The organism is Pseudoxanthomonas sp. PXM04, assembly GCF_014851695.1.
In the GTDB taxonomy this organism is placed as follows: Bacteria; Pseudomonadota; Gammaproteobacteria; order Xanthomonadales; family Xanthomonadaceae; genus Pseudoxanthomonas_A; species Pseudoxanthomonas_A beigongshangi.
This window is the reverse complement of the sequence record NZ_JACVAG010000002.1, coordinates 179,059-201,421: the sequence shown is the minus strand read 5'-3', so window position 1 is coordinate 201,421 and position 22,363 is coordinate 179,059. Positions and strand designations below refer to the sequence as shown.

Here is a 22,363-nt window from a genome sequence, read left to right as displayed (position 1 = left end):
AATTATCCGACCGTCATCGCCAGCTTGAAGATGGGCAGGTACATGCCGATCACCATGCCGCCGACCAGGACGCCGATGACCACCATGATGAAGGGCTCGATGAGGCTGGAGAGGGCATCGACGGCATTGTTCACTTCCTGCTCGTAGTATTCGGCCACCTTGAACAGCATGGTGTCCAGCGCGCCGGCCTCTTCGCCGATGGCGGTCATCTGCACCACCATGTGCGGGAACAGCGCGGTCTGCTTCATCGCCATGTTCAACGGGTAGCCCACCGCCACGTCGTCGCGCATGCGGTGCACGGCCTTCTCGTAGACCGTATTGCCGGTGGCGCCGGCCACGGTGTCCAGCGCCTCGACCAGCGGCACGCCGGCCTTGAAGGTGACCGCGGTGGTACGGGCGAAACGCGCCACCGAGGAATTGTGCATGATCTGGCCGACCACCGGCACCTTCAGGATCATGCGGTCGACGAAGTGCTGGAAGGCCGGGGACCGCTTGAAGCTGAAGACCGTCACCACGATGCCGACCAGCGCGATCAGCAGCAATGCCCACCACCAGGCCACCATGAAGCGGGACGCGGCGACGATCAGCTTGGTGAAGGCGGGCAGATCCGCGCCGAAGCTCTTGAAGGTCTCCTCGAACTGCGGTACCACGAACACCAGCAGGATGGCGCTGACCAGGATCGCCACCGCGATCACCATGGCTGGATAGAACAACGCCTTCTTGATCTTGCCCTTCAGCGCTTCCAGGTTTTCCTTGTAGCTGGCGATGGTGTCCAGCACCGTCTCCAGCACGCCGGCGCCTTCGCCGGCCCGGACCAGGTTGCGGTAGAGCTCGTCGAACTGGACCGGGTGCCTGGAGATCGCCTCGGTCATCGAGGAGCCGCCCTCGATGTCCGCTCGCACCTGATCCACCATCTTCTTCATGCGCGGGTTCTTCTGCCCGCCCGCGATGATGTCCAGCGAGGTCACGATCGGCACGCCGGACTTCATCATGGTCGCCATCTGGCGGCTGAAGAAGGCGATTTCCTTCGGGCTGATGGCCCGTCCCGCGGCGCCGAACAGCGGCTTGGGCTTGACCTTGACCACGTTGGGGGTGATGCCCTGCTTGCGCAGTTCGGCGCGCAGCATGTTGGCGTTCTTGGACGCCTGCTCGCCCTTCATCTTGACGCCGCGCTTGTCCACGCCTTCCCAGACGAACAGGCTGAGCGGGTTTTCGCGCGGGCCCGCGGACGTGATGGCGGTCTTCTTGGCAGCGGATCGGCTGATGGACATCGGCATTTCCCCGTCCGGTTTCCCCGACCGGACTTCATTCCGCATGGTAGCGGTTTACGGCCGGAAGGGAACTCCCCCGGCCTGTGACGCGGGGCAGGGTTTGGGATCCTGCCCCGCCGGGCGCATGAAAAGCGGCGGAGGTCGGGCCACCCGCGCGGGTCAGTCCTTGGTGACGCGGTTGATCTCGGCCAGGCTGGTCACGCCGTTGCGGACCTTCATCAGCGCCGACTGGCGCAGGTCCCGCACCCCCGCCTGCTGGGCGGCTTCGGCGATCTGCAGGGCGTTGCCGCCTTCCAGCACGATGGTGGCGATTTCTTCGCTCATCGGCATCACCTGGTAGATGCCGGTGCGGCCCTTGTAGCCGCCGGTGCATTCGTCGCAGCCGACCGCGTCGTAGAGGGTGAAACCCGCGCCGATCTCCTCCTCGCTGAAGCCCTCGGCCACCAGGGCATGGTGGGGCAGTTCCACCGGCACCTTGCACCGCGAGCACAGCCGGCGCGCCAGGCGCTGGGCGATGACCAGGGTCACCGAGCTTGTGATGTTGTAGGGCGCGATGCCCATGTTCATCAGGCGGGCGATGGTCTGCGGCGCGTCGTTGGTGTGCAGGGTGGACAGCACCATGTGGCCGGTCTGGGCCGCCTTGATGGCGATCTCGGCGGTTTCCAGATCGCGGATTTCGCCGACCATGATGATGTCCGGATCCTGGCGCAGGAAGCTGCGCAGCGCGGCGGCGAAGGTCATGCCGCGCTTGGTGTTCTGCTGCACCTGGTTGACGCCCGGCAGGCGGATTTCCACCGGGTCCTCGACCGTGGAGATGTTGCGGATCTCGTCGTTCAGGATGCCCAGCGCGGTGTACAGCGACACCGTCTTGCCCGAACCGGTCGGACCGGTGACCAGCACCATGCCGTAGGGCTTTTGGATGGCGTCCTCGAACAGCTTCTGCTGGTCCTTCTCGTAGCCCAGCTTGTCGATGCCCAGCTTGGCCGCGCTGCCGTCCAGGATACGCAGCACCACCTTCTCGCCGAACAGGGTGGGCAGGGTACTGACGCGGAAGTCGATCTGCTTGGTCTTGCTGAGGTTGAGCTTGATGCGGCCGTCCTGCGGCACGCGCTTTTCGGCAATGTCCAATTGCGCCATCACCTTCAGGCGGGCGGCGATGCGCTGGCTCAGCTTGACCGGCGCCTTGGCCACCTGCTTGAGGATGCCGTCGATGCGCAGGCGCACCCGATAGTCGGTTTCGTAAGGCTCGAAATGGATGTCCGAGGCGCCGCGCTTGATGGCGTCGACCAGCACCTTGTTGACGAACTTGACCACCGGGGTGTCGTCGCCCTTGGCGTCGACGCCGCTGTCGGCGCCGGCCAGCTCGTCGTCGTTGCCGACCTCCAGGTTGTCCAGGCCCTCCTCGTCGTCGCCGCCGAAGGCGCCGGAGAGGTTGCTGTTGGCGTTGATCCACTGGTCCAGAGCCCGCCGCAGCGAATCGTCGTCGACCAGGATCGGCTCCACCACCAGGTTGGTGTGGAACTTGATCTCGTCCAGCGCATGCATCTTGTTGGTGGGGTCGGAGACCCCCACGAACAGCTTGCTGCCGCGCTTGAACAGCGGCAGCACCTGGTGCTTCTGTAGCAGTTCCTCGCTGACCAGCTTGACCGCGTTGTGGGCCGGGTCGAAGCTGGCCACGTCCAGCAGCGGCATGCCGAACTCGATGGCGTTGGCCGCCGCCATCTGCGAGGCGGTGACCAGTTTCTTCTCGATGATCCACTGGGCCAGCGGCAGCCGGGCCTCGGTGGCGCTGGCCATCGCGGCGCGGGCCGCGCCTTCCTCCAGCGCGCCATCCTGGACGAGGCGGCGGGCGATACCGGTGATGCCTACCAGGTTTGCGGTGTTGACGACGGCGCTCATGTGCAGGGTTCCCGTGGTGACAAGGGGGCGCCGCAAGAAGCGGGCCAGCACGAACTTTACCGCAAGCGCCTCCGCATACGCGTGGCCGGACCTCCGGCCCGGAACGACCTGCGTCACAAGCTGACGCGATACGGCAATGGCGTGAGGGCGAGACCTGCCAGTCCCGAATGTGATTGAAGTAAGCTGGGCAGGGGAAAACAGACTGGGGCGGTAATGAGGATCAGCGTCGTATTGCCGGCCAAGAACGAGGCGGGGGGACTTCCGCGGACGCTCGAACGGTTGCGCGAGACGCTGCCGGAAGCCGAAGTCATCGTGGTGGACGACGGATCCACGGACCAGACCGCCAGCCTGGCAGCCGCCCTGGGGGCCCGCGTGCTGACCTCGCCCTATTCGATGGGCAATGGCGCGGCCATCAAGCGCGGCGCGCGGGTGGCCACCGGCGACGTCATCGTGTTCATGGATGCCGATGGCCAGCACGATCCCGCCGATGCCCGTCGCCTGCTGGAGAAACTGGGCGAGGGTTACGACATGGTGGTCGGAGCCAGGAACTGGGAGGGCCAGGCGGGGGTCAGCCGTGGCTTGGCCAATACCTTCTACAACTGGCTGGCCAGCCGGATGACCGGTTTCCAGGTCAAAGACCTGACCTCCGGGTTCCGGGCCGTACGCGCGGACAGGTTCCGGGAATTCCTGCACCTGCTGCCCAACGGATTTTCCTATCCGACCACCAGCACGATGGCTTTTTTCCGCAGTGCCTACGCCGTGGCCTATGTGCCCATCCCGGTGGCGCGTCGCATCGGGACCAGCCACATCCGTCCCATAAAGGACGGTATCCGGTTCCTGCTGATCATCTTCAAGATCGCGACCCTGTATTCGCCGCTCAAGCTTTTCGTACCGACGGCGGCGCTGTTCTTCCTCACAGGGCTGTTCTATTACCTTTTCACCTACCTGACGGTCGGCCGGTTCACCAACATGAGCATGCTGCTGTTCAGCGCATCGGTCATCATTTTCCTGATCGGATTGATCTCCGAGCAGATCACGGCACTCACTTTCCGTCGCGAGTCATAACGCGAAAGGCAGCATGCGGATGTCAGATGAACTCCCTTTCATTGTCTTCGGAGCGCCTTCCATAGGGGAGGACGAAATCGAGGAGGTTGTTGCCTGCATGCGTTCGGGCTGGCTGGGAACAGGGCCGCGCGTCGCCAGGCTGGAGAGAGAATTCGCCGACTACAAGGGCGTCGGCGCCCGCGCGGTTGCGGCAGTGAACTCCTGCACGGCGGCACTGCATGTCAGCATGGTGGCCTCCGGGCTGGAGAAGGGCGCGGAGGTCATCACCACGCCCATGACCTTCTGCGCCAGCGTCAACGCGATCATCCATGCGGGCATGAAGCCGGTATTGGCGGATGTGGATCCTGCGACCCAGTGCATATCCCCGGAAGCCATCGAGGCCGCCATCACTCCGCGCACCCAGGCGATCCTTCCGGTGCATTTCGCAGGCCGCCCCTGTGAAATGGATCGCATCATGCAGATCGCCAGGAAACATGGCCTGCTGGTCATCGAGGATTGCGCGCACGCCATCGAGACGGAATTCCATGGGCAAAAGGCCGGGACGTTCGGTGATTTCGGGTGTTTCAGCTTTTATGTCACCAAGAACGTCACGACCGGCGAAGGCGGCATGATCGTGGGCAGGGACGAAGAGTTGGTGGCCCGTGCCCGGGTGCTCGCGCTACATGGAATGAGCAAGGATGCATGGCATCGCTTCGGCGACAAGGGATATCGGCATTATCAAGTGGTCGATACCGGCTTCAAGTACAACATGATGGACATACAGGCTGCCATCGGTATTCACCAGCTCGCCCGTGTCGAGGCCAACTGGAAAAGAAGAGAGCAGATCTGGGACGCTTACATGTCCGCGTTCAAGGATCTTCCCGTTGTCCTGCCGTCCGCAATCGCACCCGATACCCGGCATGGCTATCACCTTTTCACGATGATGATCGAAGAGGCCCGTTGCGGCCTGTCGAGGGATGAGTTTCTGGACAGGATGAATGCGGCGAGGATTGGTACCGGCGTGCATTACCTGTCCATCGCGGAACATCCCGTGTACCAGGAATTGTTCGGCTGGCGGCCGGAAGCGTGGCCCAACGCCCACGCGATCGGTCAGACGACCGTCAGTCTCCCGCTGTCGGCGGCACTCACCGAAGGCGACCTGGATCGAATCGTGACCACGACCTTGGGAATGCTCGCGAACTAGCGCCCGTTCGGCAGGACCTTGCGGAGGTTCCGGGCGATCCAGCGGCTCTTCACTTTGGGAAGGCGGCTGCCATAGATGGGAATGACCATTTTGCCGCGCACGCCACGCGCCAGCGCCCGGAGGGTCTCCATCCGGGGACTGTCACCGGTGGCCAGGCTGAGGAACATGCGCTCGGGTTGAATCCAGTGGCATTCGGTGAAGGCCGGTTCCTGGATCGAGAGTGCCTGCCCATGGACGGCTTTCAACGTGTCCAGGATCAGGGGACAGCCGCTGGCCTCCACCAGTTCGAACTGCAACCAAGGGCGACAGTTGAGCTCCAGCAGCTTCGGGTTGCCCTGTTCGTCCTCCAGGAACGACATTTCGCAGACGCCACGCAGATCGATGGCTTCGGCAATGGCGAACGCCGCAGGGAGCAAGTCCGTATCACGTGAACTGCTTACCCAGGCCGCGCTTCCTCCCATGCGGGGATACTTGAGTCGCTCGACAATCTGATACCCCCGCATCTCCTTGCCGGAGCGGATGACACAGGCGCTGCGCTCAGCCTGCCGGATGGGGCGGAGGCGGGGTTGGGCGATCCAGCCGTCGCAGTTGTTCCAGGCATTTTCCAACGCGCGTTTGACATCGGTCAAAGCGGGAAGGCGGCCTCCGACCGTGATGACCTTGTTTCCCGATTCGTCGAGCGTGCGTCCCCATGGCTTGTGGATGGGCTTGATGACGAGGTCATGTCCTAGTCTGGCGGCAAGCCGGAGACTGTCTTCCGGCGAGTCCAGACGAAAAGTGGGAGCGAGTACAGACGCCATGCCGGCCTGTTCCAGATGCTCGAACAGTTCCGCCTTGTCCAGACCGCCCATGCGCAGGCTTTCTCCCCGCGAGAAACACAGGACGAGGTCATTCCGGAGGTGCAGGCGGGAAAGCAGCAGCAGGCTGTCGTCCTCGGTCGCGAAGACGGTCGTGGAACCTTCCCCACCGCCGATGCTGGCTATTGCCACGGCGAGAAGATCGCAGGCTTCCTCCAGGCCCGCACCCGCCAGGTTCAGCTCATGGAAGCTGTGGCAATGGGGCGCGTCCCTCAGCAGGCTGTCAGGGACCAAAGAAATGACCGAATAATCGATGCCCGCATCGATGAGCCGCTCGGCGACGGCCACGGATACCGTTTCCGCGCCGCCGGAGAGGATGATGACCGCGGCTGTCATCACGCGCGCTCGAAGACGAAGACGACGTTGTGATAGGACCAGCGGGGCGCGCGCTTCCGGCGAGCCATTCTGCGCAGTTCCCAGTTCGCGATACGGTCAAACCATTTTCTTGGCACCAGGCCATACCGGATGAGGTAGATGACGGGCCAGCGGCTGGAACGGATCGCGATGCGTTCGCGCAAGCGAAGTCCCTGCCGCTGGAAAAATTCCACGAACCAATCCTCGGCAACATAATCGGCGTGGTCGCGCCGGATGTTGTCGAGCACGATCAGCCTTCCTCCCTTCGAAACGACGCGCGCCGCATCGGAGCAGCAGTCGAGCAGGCCAAGCAGGTGCAGGGGCCTGGCGACATTGAGAAGAAACACCAACGGAAACGACTGGTTGCCAAAGGGCAGCTCGGGAAGCTTTCCCACGCACCAGTTGGCATCGGCTTCGGACTGATTGAGCGATGCGTACCTCAGAACGCGCAAGGAGGGATCCATGCCCGTCATTCGATAGCCCAACGTGGCGAGGCGCGAGGTCATTCTTCCATACCCGCATCCGAGGTCGAGCGCAGGGCCGCTTCCGCGACCGACGATTCGTTCCAGGGCGAGTTCCTGCAATCTCGAGATGTAATCGGTCTTCAGGCCCCGCCGGTCATGCGGGTCGGCGAGATTGATGCCAGCATCATCGAAAACAGGAAGTTCAACCTGGTTCATTCGCGGTGCCATGGAAGGGAAGGAACAATAGGCTCAAGAACAAATCGATCAACAGCAGCGAGACGCGTCCGACGAGCACTCCATAAGCCAGTTCCGAGGGACTGAAAGCGCCTCCCATGGCCATGAAAGCTCCCTCCCGCACGCCTATGCCGGAAGGGGTCACCAGGGTGATGTAGCCGACGATCCAGGCAAGGTTGTAGTGGGCGCACATCAATATTCCGTCGCCCGCCCCCATGCTGGCAACCGCGAGTCCATAGAAGGCCCATGCCAGGAAGTACACAAGCCAGCTGAGCATCATCCAGCCCATGATGCGCAGATGGTCGCGGGCTTCCAGCCGGGCCACGGAAGATGCCAGGCTCCGGGCCAGGCCAACAAATCGACCCTCGAGCCTGGATGATTTGCCTGCCAACCTGTGCAGAAGCGGACTACGCAAGACGGCGAACCAGCCAAGCACGCCGAGGACAACGACCAGCGAGGCGGTTACCGGATATCGGGACCAGAGGAGCACGCCGGCGGATACGATGCACGCCGTATAGAGAGTCAACAGGATGTGCAGTGCATTGGCCGAAATCCAGGCACTGGATGACGCTTCATTGCCCGCGCCGATCTGGTAGGCGATGCCGAATACCCGACCGGGGAGATGTTTGAGCATCTGTCCGGTGAAATGGAGATGGCCCAGCCGGCCGAACGACATGGGAGTGTCGAGCATCGGCGATAGGATTCTTGAAAAGGACAGGAACCCCGACAGGGTGGCCAGGGCCCCCAGGCCGAGGCCCGCGAACATGAATCCCATATCGATACGGGAAAGCTGCAGCAGGATCTCCTTGCCGGATCTACCCAGCAGATAGACCACGATGGCCATGCTGCCGATCGATATCAGTACCGTGGCCCAACGCGGAAACCAGCGCCGTCGTCCGCCTTGACCGGCTGTGGATGAGGTGGTCACGGCGCCTGCACCAGCAACATGAGGGCGGGAACGACGGCATGTTCGTTCGAAAAGCGGCGGGCCATCTCCTGCAGGCCCGCTTCGTAGCGCCCAGGCCCGTTTGAAAGCGCGCTAGTCATCGCCCGGGCGAAGGCTTGCGGAGTGACGTCGGCGGCGCACACGCCGGTTCCTTCCGCCACCAGTACGGGAAGGTCGCCAACCGGCATGGTGATCACCGGGCAACCGAACTTCATGGCATCGGAGAACACGACGGGTATGCTTTCGATGCGTGATGGAATCAATACGAAGTCCGCGTCCGCCAACGCCCGCTCGGACTGATCCTTGGCAAGGTATCCGTGCGCGCGGACGGGATGCAGGACAGCAAGCTCTCCCGCGCGCCGGCGGACGTCAGCTTCGAGCGGACCGCCGCCATAGATGTCGACCGATTCAATCCGCGACCAGGTTTGCACATCGAGCAAGGACAAGGCATCCAGCAGCAGATCAACACCCTTGTTCTCGTGCCAGCGTCCGATGAACACCAGCCGATATGGATCGGTATGGCGGATAGGTTCGGCTCTGCTGGTGGTGATGTTCCGCGTGCTGGGCAGGAATGTCACCGGCGCCTTGCAGATTTCCCGGGTGTCCTCCAGCAGCTTGAGGCCATCGGAAAAGCGTTGTCCGGCGTCGGCCAGGACGCTGGCCAGGACGCCGCGGACGACGGGGATTCTTCCCAGCGACCAGATATCGCTGCCAAGCGTCCAGACAGAATAGGAAACTCCCGCTTGCCTGGCGGCGCCGCGCGCCCAGTAGCCGGAGGGCAATGCCCAGAGGGCCAGCACATGCGCCGCGCCGTTCCGGACCGCATGGCGCGTGACCCTTGAGCCGGCGCGCAGCACCTTGAGAATCCGCCAGACATCCCGCGGATGCCACGGCCGCAAGGTCGATAGCGCCTGGGCAGGAGCCGGATAGCGATGAACCGATAGACTCCCGCTCCATTCCTCCACCCGCTCATCGGTGCCCGGGGCCACAACGACGACGGGTACCCGCAGGCTGAGGCTCATCGCCAGATCCGCCACGAATCCGCCCGCCGCTTCGCTGCCGTCCCGGCTGATGGGGAACGATGTGGTGACCAGGATGAAGGGACGCCCTTGTGGCTTCATTTGCGATGGCGAGCGGACGGCAGGCTTTAGGATAAGGAAAATCGCCCAAGGCATCCGGCTCAGGGCGATCGGGGTCTCGAGCCTTCGGCTTCGTAGGCGGCGCGCGCGGATTCGATTTGTTCCCGCAGCCACACCAGGCCGGACTGATCGGCGGTGTTGCCGGGCTCCGCGCGTTCCGCCGCTTCCCGCCAGGTCCGCTCGGCGCCGTCGACATCACGCGTGCCCAACTGTGCCAGGACCAGCGGCATCGCGATGCCGGCTTCCGCGCCGTCTTGCCAGGCGAGTCGCGCCGGTCGCAGTGCGTGGTCCCAAGACCTTGCGCGGACGTGGAACTGCGCCGCGAAATACCGCATGACGATTTTCGGCCGGGTGTTGTCCGGCTGGCCCGAGGCCCGATCCGCCACGGCACTCAGCGCCGCGCCAATCTGATCGTCGGTGACCGAACCGCAACGCTTGCGCTCCGACGCGGCATAAAGAAACCGGAGCGGCACCGTTTCCGCCAGTGTCAGCGGCGTTGGAGTCTCCTGGCTGAAAGCCTGCAGGTCGTCGAGGCTCGCCTCCCCGCGCATCAGGCAGGACGCATAGAAGCGATAGAGATGGCCCAGCGAACGATGCCGTGGCTGTGGCGAAGCGAGCAGGTTGTCGACTACCTGGTCGACCCGCGTCCGGTCGTTGCGGGCGATGGCCGCGGAAAGCACGGCGGCATTCGCACGAAGGGAGTGGGGATGCGCGATGAGGCTCGACTCGGCGATGAGCAATTCGCTCTGCCAGACGCGCGCGCGCCCGTGTGTTCCCGCTGCCAGGACGATCAGGATGCCCGCGAACATGGGTACACCGATGAGCGCCGGGCGCAGCTCCATCCGGGACAACCAACGGCCCGCCGCGACGGCCAACGCGACGCCCGCGACGATGATGCCCACCGAAGGAAGATAGTTCCGGTGCTCGAAATAGAGCTCAAGCGGAATCGGGCTGGCTTCCAGCGCATGCGCGGCCAGGAAGAAGAACCAGCCGAAGAAGACGGAAGGAAGTTGCGCCCGCCAGCGCCACGCCGCGATGCTCAGGGCCAACAGGAACAGGATGGCCAGGGCGGTGACCGGAGGGGTGAGCAGGCCCGTCGAGGCGATGAAATCGTCCGTGTACACGCCCATCGTGGGCGGATTGGGAACCAGAAGCTTCCACAGATAGTCGCAAAGCGCCCTGCCTTGGCTGAGCATCCGTTCCGCCATGGTGAAGTCGCGGCTGCTGTACCAGCTGACGATGGTCTGGTACTTGACGGCGAACAGGGCGAGACCCGCCACAAACGGGACGATCACATAGGCGATCAGAAAGAACCGCGCCGGCCAGGGACGCCGGCCCGTGCGGAAATAGGCCAGTTCGACGACGGTGCAGAGCAGCGGGAGCAGGATTCCATTCTCCTTGGCCAGGAAGGCCAGGAACGTCATGCAGGGAATTCCCAGCAGCAACACCCACGCCGCGCCAACCGGCTTTCCCTGCTCCAGGCGCTCGCGCTGGGACACGTAGAGCCACAATCCCAGCAGGATGACCAGCATGGAGAGCTGTGCCATGCGCTGGACCACGTAGAGCACGGTGCTCGCATGCAGCGGATGCAACAGCCAGATCGACGCCACCAGCGCCGCCCACAAAGGGGCCTCGGACGCGAGGTTGGGATCGCGTCGCAGCAGCCGCTGGACTAGGACAAAGATGATCAAGCCACACAGCAGGTGGATGATCAAATTACCGATCTTTAAGGACGTCGGTGTATAGCCGCTCAACCAAGCATTGAAGGCGAAAGAGGCCATCGACACCGGCCTGCCGAAAGTGCCAGCGCCACGTTCGAAAAGCAAAGTACTCAGTGCAAGTCGATTCTCGAGCCATGGGCCAATTGCCGCTAGATTGGCCGCGTCATCAAGCATATAGGGGCCGTTGAGACCAGCCCAATATGCGATGAGGGTGATGAAAAAAGTAGCGAAGAGCAGGATGGCAACGCCGCGCGCAATCGGAGAAATCATGGAATCGTTGTGCAGAGATAGCCAAAATAGAAAAAACCCCGGCATAGCCGGGGTTTTAGAACGTAGGCCGAGGACAGAATGTCCCGGTACGTCTGCACTTACTGGCAGGCTTCCGGAGTCTGCGAAGCGGTCGGCGCAGCGCCGTCGTAGGTTGGCGCGCAATCCCACTCAATCCGGCCGTTGGCCGTGTTCGGAGCCAAAGTGACCGAGGCGCCATCGTAGGTGCCGGTCAAAGTGCCAGTGGTGCAGGCACCCGTCTTCGTGATGCCATCACACAGTGCGGCGCCGGTCTTACCCGCACCCAAGTTCTCGCCGACCTTGATCTTCTCGCCGGCGACGGAGCCGATGGCGTTGGTGATCTTGGCCTTGACGGTGTAGTCACGGTACAGCGGCAGTGCGATGGCGGCCAGGATGGCGATGATGGCGACCACGATCATCAGTTCGATGAGGGTGAAACCCTGCATGTTCTTCTTCATGAACTTTCCCCTTTCAGGATTGGCTTGGATGGTTAAGGACACTCCAGCCCCCGCGTCCTTAAGCGTTGGACCGTGGGCGCCGTGCAAGACGACGCACGTGCTTTAAGTCACGTGCAGGATGTGTGCCAACTGTAAGCGCCCCTCTCCCCGTCCCCGATGGTTCGCGGGAAAGACCCCAGACACCTAAGTCGAGATAACTATGACATCAATCTCGTTGGACCGGTATCGGGAAAAAGGGGATCAACCGCGGGAATGATCACAATCTGACAATTTGGCCCCGCGCGGGTCGCTCTCCAGGCAAGGGGAATGAAGGTGAAAATATTGGGCATAAAGTGACAATTTGCGTCACTTTTCGAGTCGAAAGATTGACGTTGAGCGGGCGGCGTAACGGCAGATGGACAGTCCTGCCGACGGGACCAAGACGGCACCCGCCTGTGTGTCTGTCAAAGGACCGCCTTAGCAGGGGGGCTTTGTGCTCTGAGGTCACGGCGAATTGCCGTCTGAGGTCTACGGGGCGACGTTCCGCTCTGGTCGAGGCAGTACAAGGTGTTCGCCCAGCTGAAATGCCCACGCCAAGTGCCCGCTGGAAGCGCTTATTTAGATCGCTTTGCGAAGGGACGCACCTTCAACGCAGGACAGGCACTTCGATTGATAGGCTGCCCATACCATTCGGGACTGGATGGCCAGAAGCACCGTATCCGGGAAGCCGAACGGAGCCCGCGATTGTCAAATGGCCGCGACAGTCTATTCCGACAAACCCCGCTGAAGCGGGGTTTGTCGGTTCGATGCAGCTGCCGCACAAACTACAGTCCGAAGCGGCCTTGCGGGAGCGTTGTTCACTATCTGCCTGAACTACGGCGACGGACTAGGACCACCACCACCACCAGTCGGGGGTTGTTGACCACAGCCAGCAGGCGCGTACTTTTCAGCGATGTTGGTTTCGCATGTCCATTTTCCACTGTCGGAGCGGATGAGGTTGAGGTTTTTACCTGCGAACTCGGATGCACCGTTCTTGGTGACGCACTTGATGCCTCCTCCCAGCGTGACCGCGCAGTAGCGCCCTTCCTGGATATTGATGTAGCCCGCTAACTTGTCATCCATTGAAGGCGTGTGGCCATTGGTTAGAGCGAGCTCGTAGCCGGTCTTGCCAGGGGCTATCTCGGCCAACGCGGCAGTCGCCTGGGAGCGAATGGTGTAGTCCTGATAGATGGGCACGCCGATGGCGGCCAGGATGGCGATGATCGCCACGACGATCATCAGTTCGATCAGAGTGAAACCTTGCATGTTCTTTTTCATGTGACACGTCCCCGTGTTGCTTTGCTTGGTGGGCGGAGGCGCACCCGTCCGGCTCCCGCGTCAGCGGAAGGTGCTCGTCAGGGGACACTTGCCCATCGGAAACATCGAACGGATGCCGCTTTCAGCGCCGACGCCGTATCCGTGGAAAGTGAAAGGTTCGGGATACGAACGTTCGGCGCGGGGCGCACGATATCGACGGCATGCCGGCGCGATGGGCGGGCATGGTCACACTCTTTTCCAGAGTGATGGGGGTCATGCGGTTGACGACAAATTGCGTCAATCGGGGGGCGTATGCTTCGTGTAGTGGGTGGGATTGGATGGGGGGGATCTTGAGGGGGATGGGGTTCTCTCGGCATCGCGCGCGAATCCCCCGTCACCCGCTTGCGCGGGTGCCCGCCCCCTTTTTCAAAGGGGGCTATTGGATTCAAGGACTATCGGGGGCGTGAAGCATTGCGGGAATGGTTCACGCGTGGCGCGGCGGTCGGCCGTGCGCTACTCCATGCCGAGCTTTTTCAGCTTGTAGCGCAGGGCGCGGAAGGTGATGCCGAGCTGGGCGGCGGCGCGGGTCTTGTTCCAGCGGTTTTCTTCCAGCGCCTTCTGGATGGCCGCGCGTTCGAGTTGTTCGATGTAGTTGGGTAGCGGGCCGCCGGCGGGATCGATGTCGATCGGGGGCGCGCCGGCGGCGGGGGCGGCGCCGGGAACGGCGTCTGTCATCGCGCGCGGCGTGGCGGAGCCCTGGGGCAGGTAGAGATCGCCGATCTCGATGCTGTGGCCGTCGGCCATCGCCAGCGCGCGTTCGAGGATGTTCTCCAACTCGCGGACGTTGCCCGGGAACGGATACCGGCGCAGTTCGGCCATGGCGTCCGGCGACACCGAAGGAGCGTTGCGGCCGTGCTGGTCGGCCAGTCGGTCGAGGATGGCGCTGGTCAGCTGCGGCAGGTCGCTGGCGCGCTCGCGCAGCGGCGGTACCCGCAGCTCGATGACGTTGATGCGGTAATACAGGTCGTGGCGGAAGCGGCCGTCGCTGGCCAGTTCGCCGATGTCCTTGTGGGTGGCCGAGAGGATGCGAACGTCCACCTGCACTTCCTGCGAGGCGCCGACCGGGCGCACGGCTTTTTCCTGGATGGCGCGCAGCAGCTTGACCTGCATGGGCAGGGGCAGCTCGGCGACCTCGTCCAGGAACAGGGTGCCGCCATTGGCGGCCTGGAACAGGCCGGCCTTGTCGGCATGGGCGCCGGTGAAGCTGCCCTTCTTGTGGCCGAAGAATTCGCTTTCCATCAGCTCGGCGGGAATCGCGCCGCAGTTGACCGGCACGAACGGACCGCTGGCGCGGGCACCCTGTTCGTGGATGGTGCGGGCGACCAGTTCCTTGCCCACGCCGGACTCGCCGCGGATGTAGACCGGGGCCTGGCTGCGGGCGACCTTGCCGATGGTGTCGCGCAGGGTGGCCATGGCCGGGGAACTGCCCAGCAGCCGGCTGGCCTGCTCGGGCGGTGGCGGCGGGGCCGGCGCGCGCTCGGTGTTGTTGAGCTCCAGCGCGTGCTTGACCAGCCCGCGCAGCACCGTGAGGTCCACCGGCTTGCTGACGAAATCGAAGGCGCCGGCCTTCAGCGCCTCGACCGCCAGTTCGATATTGCCGAACGCGGTGATCATGGCGACCGGGGTGCGGGGGTAATTGCGGGAGATCTCGCCGACCAGTTCAATGCCGTTGCCGTCGGGCAAGCGCATGTCGGTGAAGCACAGGTCGTAGCTGTTGCGTGACAGGAGTTCACGCGCCTCGCCGAGGTTGGCCGCGGTATCGATGCGCAGGCCCATTCGGCCCAGGGTCAGTACCAGCAGTTCGCGGATGTCGCGTTCGTCGTCGACGATAAGGGCGCTACGGTTTTCGCTCATGGATCCCCCTTCAGCCCCTGTCCGTTCAGTGTACCGGCTGAACAGGAGTGGTCGCTAGTGTGAGGTCTCAAACATGAAGACTGCGGCACGGAATGGCCCGGGTCCGGTCGGATGGCTCAGGCGGGCAGCAGCGCATGCGGGCCGGGCAGGGTGATGCGGAAGCAACTGCCGCCACCGGGAACCGGGACGTACTCCAGGGTCGCCTGGTTGGCCCGGCACAGCTCGCGGGCGATGTACAGGCCCAGGCCGGTGCCGTGCTCGGACGTGGTGAAGAAGGGCCGGAACAACTGCGCGGCCACCGCTTCGGGAATGCCGGGACCCCGGTCCATGACGTCGATCATCGGGCGGTGGTCGGCCTGGAACACCCGCACCCGCACCCGCGCCGGTTCGCCCGGCAGGCGCCCGTAGTTCATCGCGTTCTGCACCAGCACGGTCACGATCTGCTGGAGATGGCGCTGATCGACCAGGGCCGGGACCGGGCGCGGACCGATCACCGCCTCCAGGGTATCGGTCTCGATCGACAGCGATTGCTGGTACTCGTCGATGAAACGACGGACGAAGGTATTGAGGTCCAGGTGCTCCGGGCTGGCGCGCTCGCGCCGGGCCAGGCCCAGCACGCTCTCGACGATGCCGTTGGTGCGCTGGCACTGCTGGTGGATGATCTGCAGCAGGCGGCGGTCGCCGTCGACGATCTGGCGGGATTCTTCCAGCAACTGCACCGCGTAGTTGATGGCCGCCAGCGGGTTGCGGATCTCGTGGGCCAGGCTGGCGGAAAAACGGCCCAGCGCGGCCAGGGTCAGCGATTCGGCGCGGCGCGAGACCACGGTGGCGTCATCGAGGAAGATCAGCGAGGTCTCGCTGTCGGCCAGCAGGCGGGCGAAGCGCGGCTGCACTTCGGGCTGGTCGGGCGACAGCTGCATCGGGGTGTCGTCGGCCTGCCAGCCGTTGCGCCAGCGCTGCAGGCGGCGGGCCAGCTCCGGCGCGGTGTGGGTCAGCAGGACGCCGAGCCCGTCGCTGGCGCCCTCGCCACCCTCGCCGTCGCCGAGCAGCAGGCTGGCGGCCTCGTTGGCCAGCTTGATGTGGTTGTCCGCGTCCACCACCAGCACGCCGGTGCGCATGCGGCGGATGATCAGTTCGTTGATTTCCACCAGGTTGGCGACTTCGGCGCCGCGCTGATCCGCCAGCGCCTCGCTGCGGCGGGCGCGCTGGCCGGCCTGGTGGGCCAGGTAGCCGACGGCCAGGTAGCTGATGGCGAACATCACCACCTCGGCGATCGAACGGTCGGTGCCGCCGTCGTGGAAGAAGGTCCAGCCGTACTCGGCAAACAGCATGGCCACGGTCAGGCCGATCATCGCCAGCGCCCAGTTGCGCGAGGGCAGCAGCAGCACCCCGGCGGCGACGTTGAACAGCAGCATCATCGCCACCCCGGCGGTGGTCGCCGGCAGGGCATGGGTGATGACCGCGGCCGCGACGATGTCCACGGCCAGGCCGACGACCACGGTGAGGGTCATCCAGCGGGGACTGCGCACCAGCAGCAACAGGACCGAGGCAACCAGGTAGGCGATGGTGACCGCCAGGCCCAGTTCCGGGTGCCGCTGGGAACCCAGCATGCCCGAAAGCGGGCTGAACACCAGCCCGGCCAGGATCGCCGCTTCCAGCGTCCGGTACAGGGCGAAGAAATACAGTTCGCGCCGCGGAGCGGATTCGATGCGTCCCAGGATCGAATGGCTTTGCGGCAAGCGCGGACTCCCCCCGTCGGCGATGGCACCAGTATAGGCAGGCCGGGCCCGGGCGGCTGATTTTGCGCCGTCCGGCCCGCTGGGCGACAATAGGGGGCTGGCTGGCGCCCGCCGGGCGGCCTTCGCACGTCCAAACGCGCTTTTCCCGGACGTCCGGCCTCGCTTACCTGTTCCCTACCCACGGTGACGCATGAATTTCCACGAATACCAGGCAAAACAACTGTTTGCCGAATATGGCATTGCAGTTCCGGCCGGGCGCGTCGCGCGCACGCCGGAAGAAGCGGTTGAAGCCGCGAAGTCCATTCCGGGCGACCTCTGGGTCGTGAAGGCCCAGATCCACGCCGGTGGCCGCGGCAAGGCCGGCGGCGTCAAGCTGGCCAAGACCCTGGATGAAGTGAAGCAGTACGCCGCCGCGATGCTGGGCACCCGCATGGCGACCTACCAGTCGGCCGGCGTGGCCCTGCCGATCGATGCGGTGCTGATCTCCGAAGGCACCGACATCGCCAAGGAACTGTACCTGTCGGTGCTGGTCGATCGCGCCACCAAGGCCGTCACCTTCATCACCTCCAGCGAAGGCGGCGTGGAGATCGAGAAGGTCGCCGCGGAAACCCCGGAACTGATCCACCAGCTGGACGTGAACTTCGTCCAGGGCCTGCAGCCGTACCAGTGCCGTGACATCGGCTTCAAGCTGGGCCTGAACGCCAAGCAGGTCAACCAGCTGACCAAGATCATGATGGGCCTGTACAAGCTGTTCAACGAGAAGGATCTGGCGCTGGTCGAACTGAACCCGCTGGCGATCCTCACCAACGGCGATCTGGCCGTGCTGGACGGCAAGGTCAACTCCGACGACAACGCCTCGTTCCGCCATCCGGACCTGGTCGCCATGCGCGACAAGGCGCAGGAAGACGAGACCGAAGTGCTGGCCTCCGAGCATGACCTGAACTACGTGACCATGGACGGCAACATCGGCTGCATGGTCAATGGCGCAGGCCTGGCGATGGCCACCATGGACGTCATCAAGCTCAACGGCGGCGAGCCGGCGAACTTCCTGGACGTCGGCGGCGGCGCCACCAAGGAGCGCGTGACCACCGCGTTCAAGCTGATCCTGTCCAGCGACAAGGTCAAGGCGATCTTCGTGAACATCTTCGGCGGCATCGTCCGCTGCGACATGATCGCCGAAGGCATCATCGCCGCGGTCAAGGACGTGGGCGTCAAGGTGCCGGTGATCGTGCGCCTGGAAGGCACCAACGTGGAAGCCGGCAAGGCGCTGCTGCGCGATTCCGGTCTGGCCATCATCCCGGCCGACGACATCAACGACGGCGCCAAGAAGGCCGTCGCTGCGGTCAAGGCCGCCTGACCCCACGACGAGACTAGGAATAATTCATGAGCGTTTTGGTCAACAAGAACACCAAGGTCCTCGTCCAGGGCTTCACCGGCCAGCAGGGCACCTTCCACGCGACCCAGATGGTCGAGTACGGCACCCAGGTGGTGGGCGGCGTGACCCCCGGCAAGGGCGGCACGACCCACATCGATCTGCCGGTCTACAACACCATGCGTGACGCGGTGCAGGACACCGGCGCCGATGCTTCGGTCATCTACGTGCCGCCGCCGTTCGCGGCCGACGCGATCCTGGAAGCGGCCGACGCCGGCATCAAGGTGATCGTGGCGATCACCGAGGGCATCCCGGTGCTGGACATGCTGCGGGTCAAGAACACCCTGAAGGGCTATCCGGGCGTCACCCTGATCGGCCCGAACTGCCCCGGCATCATCACCCCGGGCGAGTGCAAGATCGGCATCATGCCGGGCCACATCCACCAGCCGGGCAAGATCGGCATCGTCTCGCGTTCGGGCACGCTGACCTATGAAGCGGTCAAGCAGACCACCGACGTGGGCCTGGGCCAGAGCACCTGCATCGGCATCGGCGGCGATCCGATCAACGGCCTGAACTTCGTCGAGGCGCTGACCCTGTTCAACAACGATCCGCAGACCGAAGGCATCATCATGGTCGGTGAAATCGGTGGTTCGGCCGAGGAAGAAGGCGCCGAGTACATCGCCAAGCACGTCAAGAAGCCGGTCGTCGGCTTCATCGCCGGCGCCTCGGCCCCGGCCGGCAAGCGCATGGGCCACGCCGGCGCCATCGCTTCCGGTGGCAAGGGCACGGCGGAAGGCAAATTCGCGGCGATGGAAGCCGCGGGCGTGACCACGGTCCGCTCGCCGGGCGACCTGGGCGCGGCGATTGCCGCTCGCCTGAAGTAAGTCGTTTCCGCGTTTGCGGGATGGATGAAAGGCCGCCTTTGGGCGGCCTTTTGTTTTGGGTGGGTTGGCTGGCTTCGGCTTGCCTCCACCCCGGCCCTCTCCCGCGAGCGGGGGAGGGAGATTCGTGCGGCGATTGACGCAGGTTTCACGAAATGGTTTTTGCGTTTGTGGTGTGAACGGAAGCCGCCTTCGGGTGGTTTTTTGTTTTGGGTGGGTTGGATGGCTTCGGTTTGCCCCCACCCCGGCCCTCCCCCGCGAGCGGGGGAGGGAGATTCGTGCGGCGATTGACGCAGGTTTCACGAAATGGTTTTTGCGTTTGTGGTGTGAACGGAAGCCGCCTTCGGGTGGTTTTTTGTTTTGGGTGGGTTGGATGGCTTTGGTTTGCCCCCACCCCAGCCCTCCCCCGCGAGCGGGGGAGGGGGATTCGTGCGGCGATTGACGCAGGTTTCACGAAATGGTTTTTGCGTTTGTGGTGTGAACGGAAGCCGCCTTCGGGCGGTTTTTTGTTTTGGGTGGGTTGGATGGCTTTGGTTTGCCCCCACCCCAGCCCTCCCCCGCGAGCGGGGGAGGGGGCTTGAGAGCGAGGGGAAGGTATCTCAACGAATTGTCCTGATTTGTCGGTTTGCCGTCGGGTGCGGCTTCTGGCCCCTTCCCCCGCTTGCGGGGGAAGGTTGGGATGGGGGCAAGATGCCAACCCACCCAAGCACAGGACGTGCGCATGCGACAGGGACAGAAGCGGAACAGGGCGCGCGAACTTCGCAAGGACATGACACCGGCCGAACGCCGCCTGTGGACGATCCTGCAGCGACGCCAGCTCGAAGGCTTCCATTTCCGCCGGCAATGCCCCATCGGCCCCTACATCGCCGACTTCGCCTGCCTGGAGGCGCGATTGCTGATCGAAGTGGACGGCGGCCAGCACATGGACGACGCGATGGATGCGCGGCGGGGCGCCTTCCTGCGGCGGAAGGGCTTCCAGGTCCTGCGCTTCTGGAATAATGAGGTGATGACGAACCTCGAGGGTGTTCGCGCGCTGGTCGTTTCGCGGCTGCCGGGCACCGCCCACGTCCCGCTTTCCCGCGCAGCGGTGAAGGCTCGAACCTGAAGACCGACATGTCCCAGACCCTCCGCATCGCCCTGGCCCAGTTCGATTTCCCCGTGGGCGACGTCGCCCGGAATGCCGAGCGCATCGCCGCGCAGATCGCCGAGGCGCGCGACGAGTACGGCGCGGATATCGTGCTGTTCCCGGAACTGGCCATCAGTGGCTATCCGCCGGAAGACCTGCTGCTGCGGCCGCGCTTCCTGGCCGATTGCGAGACCGCGTTGCGCCAGCTGGCCGCCACCACCCACGGCATCGTCGCCGTGGTCGGCTGGCCCGAATCGGCCGGCAGCGTGGTCTACAACTCGGCCAGCGTGCTGCGCGACGGGCGCCTGGAGGCGACCTACCGCAAGCGCGAGCTGCCGAACTACGCGGTGTTCGACGAGCGCCGTTATTTCGATGTGGATCCGAACGGCGAGACCTGCGTGTTCGAGGTCAAGGGCGTGCCGGTCGGGCTGATTATCTGCGAAGACCTGTGGTTTCCCGAGCCGCTGGCCGCGACCGCGCGCGCCGGTGCGCGGATGGCGCTGGTGCCGAACGCCTCGCCGTTCGATCGCGACAAGCATGCCCAGCGCGACGCGCTGCTGGCCGAGCGCACCCGCGATACCGGCCTGGCGCTGGCCTATCTGAACGTGGTCGGCGGGCAGGATGCGCTGGTGTTCGATGGCGCTTCCGTGGTGGCCGACGGCGACGGCACCGTGCATCCGGCCGCGGCGGCGTTCACCGATCAATGGCTGGTGGTGGATTACGACCCGGAGGGACGCCGCTTCAGCCCGGTGCAGTGGATGGACGACGGCGACGAGAGCCGCGACGCGCTGGCCTGGCGCGCGATCGTGCGCGGACTGCGCGACTACTGCGGCAAGAACGGCTTCCAGAAGGTCTGGCTGGGCCTGTCCGGCGGCATCGACTCGGCACTGGTGCTGGCGCTGGCAGTGGACGCGCTGGGGGCGGAGAACGTCACCGCCGTGCGTTTGCCGTCGCGCTACACCGCCGGGCTTTCCAACGATCTGGCGGCCGAGCAGTGCCAGGCGCTGGGCGTGCGGCTGGAGACGATTCCGATCGAGGCGCCGTTCAAGGGTTTCCTGGAGACGCTGGGACCGCTGTTCGCTGGATTGCCGGCCGACACCACCGAGGAAAACCTGCAGTCGCGCAGCCGCGGCGTGATCATGATGGCGCTGAGCAACAAGTTCGGCGGCCTGCTGCTGACCACCGGCAACAAGAGCGAATATGCGGTCGGTTACGCGACCATCTATGGCGACATGTGCGGCGGCTATGCACCGATCAAGGATCTGTACAAGACCGAGGTGTTCTCGCTGGCGCGCTGGCGCAACACCGTTGGCGGCGCGCCGGTGATCCCGCCGGCCGTCATCAGCCGCCCGCCGTCGGCGGAACTGCGCGAGAACCAGACCGACCAGGATTCGCTGCCGCCGTACGACGTGCTGGACGCCATCCTGTTCCGCTACGTGGATCTGGAACAGTCGCGCGACGAGATCGTCGCCGCCGGTTTCGACGCTGCCACCGTGGACCGGATGCTGCGGCTGGTCCGGATCAACGAGTGGAAGCGCCACCAGGCCGCGCCGGGCCCAAAGATCTCGCGCCGTGCGTTCGGCCGTGAACGGCGCTATCCGATCACGAACAAGTACGGTAGTTGAGCGATACGGGGAGCGTTGGTCCGGTCGGGCGCTCTGGTTTTGTTTCTTCCCGGTTGGATGGGGCTGGCTGGCTTCGGCTTGCCCCCACCCCGGCCCTCCCCCGCAGGCGGGGGAGGGAGCCATGTGGTCTCCTGACGATCCGTGCTTCCGCCCCTCCCCCCGCTTGCGGGGGAAGGTTGGGATGGGGGCGGGAAGTCGGTTTCGCGAGACAAATGAAATGCCGTCTTTGGTGGCGGCGCTTTGATTGAAGCTGGTTGGCTTCGGTTTGCCCCCACCCCAGCCCTCCCCCGCAAGCGGGGGAGGGAGCTGTGCCTGTCGCCTGACGGCCCCGTGCTTCCCCCCTTCCCCCGCTTGCGGGGGAAGGTTGGGATGGGGGCGGGAAGTCGGTTTCGCGAGACAAATGAAATGCCGTCTTTGGTGGCGGCGCTTTGATTGAGGCTGGTTGGCTTCGGTTTGCCCCCACCCCGGCCCTCCCCCGCAAGCGGAGGAGGGAGCTGTGCCTGTCGCCTGACGGCCCCGTGCTTCCGCCCCTTCCCCCGCTTGCGGGGGAAG

17 protein-coding genes are annotated in these 22,363 nt (G+C 64.4%); 6 read left to right on the top strand and 11 right to left on the bottom strand.

Going from position 1 to position 22,363, the window contains the following annotated elements:
* Window positions 1-2: 2 nt before the first annotated feature.
* Window positions 3-1,271: a type II secretion system F family protein gene (locus IB228_RS06875; RefSeq protein WP_192197959.1), complete on the bottom strand. Its 1,269-nt coding sequence runs from the start codon at window positions 1,269-1,271 to the stop codon at window positions 3-5.
* Window positions 1,272-1,430: 159 nt separating this feature from the next.
* The gene (pilB, locus tag IB228_RS06870) at window positions 1,431-3,170 is read right to left on the bottom strand and encodes a type IV-A pilus assembly ATPase PilB (RefSeq protein ID WP_192197958.1); all 1,740 of its coding nucleotides are present in this window, start codon (window positions 3,168-3,170) and stop codon (window positions 1,431-1,433) included.
* A gap of 213 nt (window positions 3,171-3,383) precedes the next feature.
* On the opposite strand from pilB, the gene IB228_RS06865 reads away from it, so the two are divergent.
* Together IB228_RS06865 and IB228_RS06860 are read left to right on the top strand one after the other, a co-directional pair.
* On the top strand, window positions 3,384-4,235 hold the full coding sequence (locus IB228_RS06865; protein ID WP_183639005.1) for a glycosyltransferase family 2 protein: 852 nt from the start codon (window positions 3,384-3,386) through the stop codon (window positions 4,233-4,235).
* Window positions 4,236-4,248: 13 nt separating this feature from the next.
* Window positions 4,249-5,418, top strand: a complete 1,170-nt coding sequence (locus tag IB228_RS06860; protein WP_225562309.1) for a DegT/DnrJ/EryC1/StrS family aminotransferase — start codon at window positions 4,249-4,251, stop codon at window positions 5,416-5,418.
* On the opposite strand, the gene IB228_RS06855 is transcribed toward IB228_RS06860, so the two are convergent.
* The 9 genes from IB228_RS06855 to IB228_RS06815 all read right to left on the bottom strand — a co-directional run bounded on the left by IB228_RS06855 (window position 5,415) and on the right by IB228_RS06815 (window position 16,807).
* On the bottom strand, window positions 5,415-6,611 hold the full coding sequence (locus IB228_RS06855; protein WP_192197957.1) for a hypothetical protein: 1,197 nt from the start codon (window positions 6,609-6,611) through the stop codon (window positions 5,415-5,417). The two genes, IB228_RS06860 and IB228_RS06855, sit on opposite strands and share 4 nt — an antisense overlap.
* On the bottom strand, window positions 6,611-7,309 hold the full coding sequence (locus IB228_RS06850) for a class I SAM-dependent methyltransferase (RefSeq protein WP_183639001.1): 699 nt from the start codon (window positions 7,307-7,309) through the stop codon (window positions 6,611-6,613). The genes IB228_RS06855 and IB228_RS06850 overlap by 1 nt, the downstream gene beginning before the upstream one ends.
* The gene (locus IB228_RS06845) at window positions 7,296-8,255 is read right to left on the bottom strand and encodes a lysylphosphatidylglycerol synthase domain-containing protein (RefSeq protein ID WP_343205537.1); all 960 of its coding nucleotides are present in this window, start codon (window positions 8,253-8,255) and stop codon (window positions 7,296-7,298) included. The genes IB228_RS06850 and IB228_RS06845 overlap by 14 nt, the downstream gene beginning before the upstream one ends.
* Window positions 8,252-9,394 carry a glycosyltransferase family 4 protein gene (locus IB228_RS06840; RefSeq protein ID WP_192197956.1) on the bottom strand — a complete coding sequence of 381 codons (1,143 nt, stop codon included), beginning with the start codon at window positions 9,392-9,394 and terminating at the stop codon, window positions 8,252-8,254. The genes IB228_RS06845 and IB228_RS06840 overlap by 4 nt, the downstream gene beginning before the upstream one ends.
* A gap of 59 nt (window positions 9,395-9,453) precedes the next feature.
* Entirely contained in the window at window positions 9,454-11,403 is a 1,950-nt protein-coding gene (locus IB228_RS06835; RefSeq protein ID WP_183638995.1) for a hypothetical protein, read from the bottom strand.
* A gap of 98 nt (window positions 11,404-11,501) precedes the next feature.
* Window positions 11,502-11,879, bottom strand: coding sequence for a prepilin-type N-terminal cleavage/methylation domain-containing protein (locus IB228_RS20005; protein ID WP_183638993.1), 378 nt, complete (start codon window positions 11,877-11,879; stop codon window positions 11,502-11,504).
* A gap of 852 nt (window positions 11,880-12,731) precedes the next feature.
* Window positions 12,732-13,175, bottom strand: a complete 444-nt coding sequence (locus tag IB228_RS06825; protein WP_183638991.1) for a pilin — start codon at window positions 13,173-13,175, stop codon at window positions 12,732-12,734.
* A gap of 492 nt (window positions 13,176-13,667) precedes the next feature.
* Window positions 13,668-15,068, bottom strand: a complete 1,401-nt coding sequence (locus tag IB228_RS06820) for a sigma-54 dependent transcriptional regulator (RefSeq protein WP_183638989.1) — start codon at window positions 15,066-15,068, stop codon at window positions 13,668-13,670.
* Between the two features lie 116 nt (window positions 15,069-15,184).
* On the bottom strand, window positions 15,185-16,807 hold the full coding sequence (locus tag IB228_RS06815; protein ID WP_183638987.1) for an ATP-binding protein: 1,623 nt from the start codon (window positions 16,805-16,807) through the stop codon (window positions 15,185-15,187).
* 190 nt (window positions 16,808-16,997) lie between these two features.
* Here IB228_RS06815 and sucC point away from each other — a divergent pair, with 190 nt between their 5' ends.
* The 4 genes from sucC (at window position 16,998) to IB228_RS06795 (ending at window position 21,811) form a co-directional block, all read left to right on the top strand.
* The gene (gene sucC / locus IB228_RS06810) at window positions 16,998-18,164 is read left to right on the top strand and encodes an ADP-forming succinate--CoA ligase subunit beta (protein ID WP_141455713.1); all 1,167 of its coding nucleotides are present in this window, start codon (window positions 16,998-17,000) and stop codon (window positions 18,162-18,164) included.
* A 26-nt stretch (window positions 18,165-18,190) separates the two neighbouring features.
* Window positions 18,191-19,063: a succinate--CoA ligase subunit alpha gene (sucD, locus tag IB228_RS06805; RefSeq protein WP_141455714.1), complete on the top strand. Its 873-nt coding sequence runs from the start codon at window positions 18,191-18,193 to the stop codon at window positions 19,061-19,063.
* A gap of 718 nt (window positions 19,064-19,781) precedes the next feature.
* Entirely contained in the window at window positions 19,782-20,165 is a 384-nt protein-coding gene (locus IB228_RS06800; RefSeq protein WP_183638985.1) for an endonuclease domain-containing protein, read from the top strand.
* An 8-nt stretch (window positions 20,166-20,173) separates the two neighbouring features.
* The gene (locus IB228_RS06795; protein WP_192197955.1) at window positions 20,174-21,811 is read left to right on the top strand and encodes an NAD+ synthase; all 1,638 of its coding nucleotides are present in this window, start codon (window positions 20,174-20,176) and stop codon (window positions 21,809-21,811) included.
* Window positions 21,812-22,363 lie beyond the last annotated feature (552 nt).

Coding starts and splice junctions, on each gene's coding strand:
- IB228_RS06875 (WP_192197959.1), bottom strand. CDS start 1,271: ATGTCCATCAGCCGATCCGCTGCCAAGAAGACCGCCATCACGTCCGCG.
- pilB (WP_192197958.1), bottom strand. CDS start 3,170: ATGAGCGCCGTCGTCAACACCGCAAACCTGGTAGGCATCACCGGTATC.
- IB228_RS06865 (WP_183639005.1), top strand. CDS start 3,384: ATGAGGATCAGCGTCGTATTGCCGGCCAAGAACGAGGCGGGGGGACTT.
- IB228_RS06860 (WP_225562309.1), top strand. CDS start 4,249: ATGCGGATGTCAGATGAACTCCCTTTCATTGTCTTCGGAGCGCCTTCC.
- IB228_RS06855 (WP_192197957.1), bottom strand. CDS start 6,611: ATGACAGCCGCGGTCATCATCCTCTCCGGCGGCGCGGAAACGGTATCC.
- IB228_RS06850 (WP_183639001.1), bottom strand. CDS start 7,309: ATGAACCAGGTTGAACTTCCTGTTTTCGATGATGCTGGCATCAATCTC.
- IB228_RS06840 (WP_192197956.1), bottom strand. CDS start 9,394: ATGAAGCCACAAGGGCGTCCCTTCATCCTGGTCACCACATCGTTCCCC.
- IB228_RS06835 (WP_183638995.1), bottom strand. CDS start 11,403: ATGATTTCTCCGATTGCGCGCGGCGTTGCCATCCTGCTCTTCGCTACT.
- IB228_RS20005 (WP_183638993.1), bottom strand. CDS start 11,879: ATGAAGAAGAACATGCAGGGTTTCACCCTCATCGAACTGATGATCGTG.
- IB228_RS06825 (WP_183638991.1), bottom strand. CDS start 13,175: ATGAAAAAGAACATGCAAGGTTTCACTCTGATCGAACTGATGATCGTC.
- IB228_RS06820 (WP_183638989.1), bottom strand. CDS start 15,068: ATGAGCGAAAACCGTAGCGCCCTTATCGTCGACGACGAACGCGACATC.
- sucC (WP_141455713.1), top strand. CDS start 16,998: ATGAATTTCCACGAATACCAGGCAAAACAACTGTTTGCCGAATATGGC.
- sucD (WP_141455714.1), top strand. CDS start 18,191: ATGAGCGTTTTGGTCAACAAGAACACCAAGGTCCTCGTCCAGGGCTTC.
- IB228_RS06800 (WP_183638985.1), top strand. CDS start 19,782: ATGCGACAGGGACAGAAGCGGAACAGGGCGCGCGAACTTCGCAAGGAC.
- IB228_RS06795 (WP_192197955.1), top strand. CDS start 20,174: ATGTCCCAGACCCTCCGCATCGCCCTGGCCCAGTTCGATTTCCCCGTG.